At 66.4% G+C, this 1384-nt stretch carries 2 protein-coding genes and 1 pseudogene; all 3 read left to right on the top strand.

Annotation, left to right across the window (positions count from 1 at the left end):
* Nucleotides 1-2: 2 nt before the first annotated feature.
* A pseudogene (locus tag E4634_RS22135) lies at nucleotides 3-566 on the top strand (sulfotransferase); the annotation flags it as partial.
* Nucleotides 567-585: 19 nt separating this feature from the next.
* A complete protein-coding gene (locus E4634_RS21290) occupies nucleotides 586-1071 on the top strand; it encodes a sulfotransferase family protein (protein WP_135446686.1) in 486 nt (161 codons plus the stop codon).
* Between the two features lie 90 nt (nucleotides 1072-1161).
* Nucleotides 1162-1384: hypothetical protein (locus tag E4634_RS21285; protein ID WP_135446685.1), on the top strand; the 223-nt coding region annotated here is incomplete at its 3' end.

The following is a 1384-nucleotide window of genomic DNA, read 5'->3' as shown; positions in this document are numbered from 1 at the left end:
GCATGCGCGAACTGCTGCAGGTTTTGGACGGCGTTGATATCCCGCTGGACCGCGACAGCCTGCTGGCGAAGGCGGCCGAGCAGATCGACGTGCCATTGCACGTGGACGAGGACACCCTGGCGCGCTTCCAGGACATCTACCGCGAGGTGTTCGCCAACGGCGAGGTGCACCCGGTGGGTCGCATGGGCCTGCATACGCGGGCGGTGGACGGCATCGCGGACGTCAGCCGCATGGAGTACATCCACGGCAACTGGCCGCAGGTCGGCGCAGCACCCATCGAGCGGCCGCTGATCGTGGCGGGCATGCCGCGCTCGGGGACCACCCACCTGCTCAAGCTGCTCTCGGCCGACCCGGTGTTCCGCACCCTGCAGCGCTGGCAGACCTATCGCTCCTTCCCCTCGCGGGCGATGCTCGAGGGGCGCGAGGTCGACGACCGCCGCGAGACCGGCGCGCAAAAGGACGCGCTGCTGGACGTGACCCTGCCGTATTTTCGCGCCCTGTTCGACGTGCGCTCGGAGGACGCCACCGAGGAGATCGAGGTGATGTCCAAGGCCTGCCACGGTGTCACCCTGTCATTCCAGGGCGATGTGCCGGAGTACGACGCCTGGTTTCTACGGCACGGACCAGGCGCCGGCCTACCGCTTCCTCCACCGTTTCCTACAGGCGGTGCAGTGGTGCGAGCAGTATCCGCCGGGCCAGCGCTGGCTGCTCAAGTCGCCGCAGCACCTGGGGGCTCTCACGGCAGTGCAGTCGGTGTTCCCCGACGCCACGCTGGTGTTCACCCACCGCGACCCCGCCTCGGTGTTCACCTCGCTGATCACCATGATCGGCTACGTGCTGCGCTCGACTTATGCCACGCCCGGCAAGCAGCAGATCATCGACAAGACCCTGCGCATGCAGCACGGCTTCCTGCGCGGCCTGGTGCGCGACATCGACAACCTGAAGGGTCCGGTGGAGCACGTGTATTTCCACGAGTTCATGGCCGACCGCCCGGGCACCGTGGCGCGCATCTACCGCGCAGATGGATACCTACACCCGCGACCGCCAGGGTCGCGTGGCCTACGACCTTGAGGCGGACTTCGGCCTGAGCCGCGCAGAGATCCGCGCAGAGTTCGCCTATTACACCGACCGCTTCCCGGTTCAGATCGAGGAGACCCAGCAGTGATGGAACAGGCAGTGAAGAAAGAAGCGGGCAACCGCGCGGTACTGGAACACTGGTACGACCACATGTGGGGACGCACGGCCTTCGAGCTGATCCCGTCGATCGCCGCGCCGCTGTACCTGCGCCACGACATCACCGGCGCCAACAACCTGATGCCGGCGGAGGCCTACAGCGACATGCTGCAGCCGGCGCTTGGTACTCTCCTGTCTCTTATACACATCT

Source organism: Mangrovimicrobium sediminis, assembly GCF_004745945.1.
Taxonomy (GTDB): domain Bacteria; phylum Pseudomonadota; class Gammaproteobacteria; order Pseudomonadales; family Halieaceae; genus Mangrovimicrobium; species Mangrovimicrobium sediminis.
Note: the sequence above shows the minus strand (reverse complement) of the source record. Positions and strands in the feature narration are given on the sequence as shown.

Coding starts and splice junctions, on each gene's coding strand:
- E4634_RS21290 (WP_135446686.1), top strand. CDS start 586: ATGTGCCGGAGTACGACGCCTGGTTTCTACGGCACGGACCAGGCGCCG.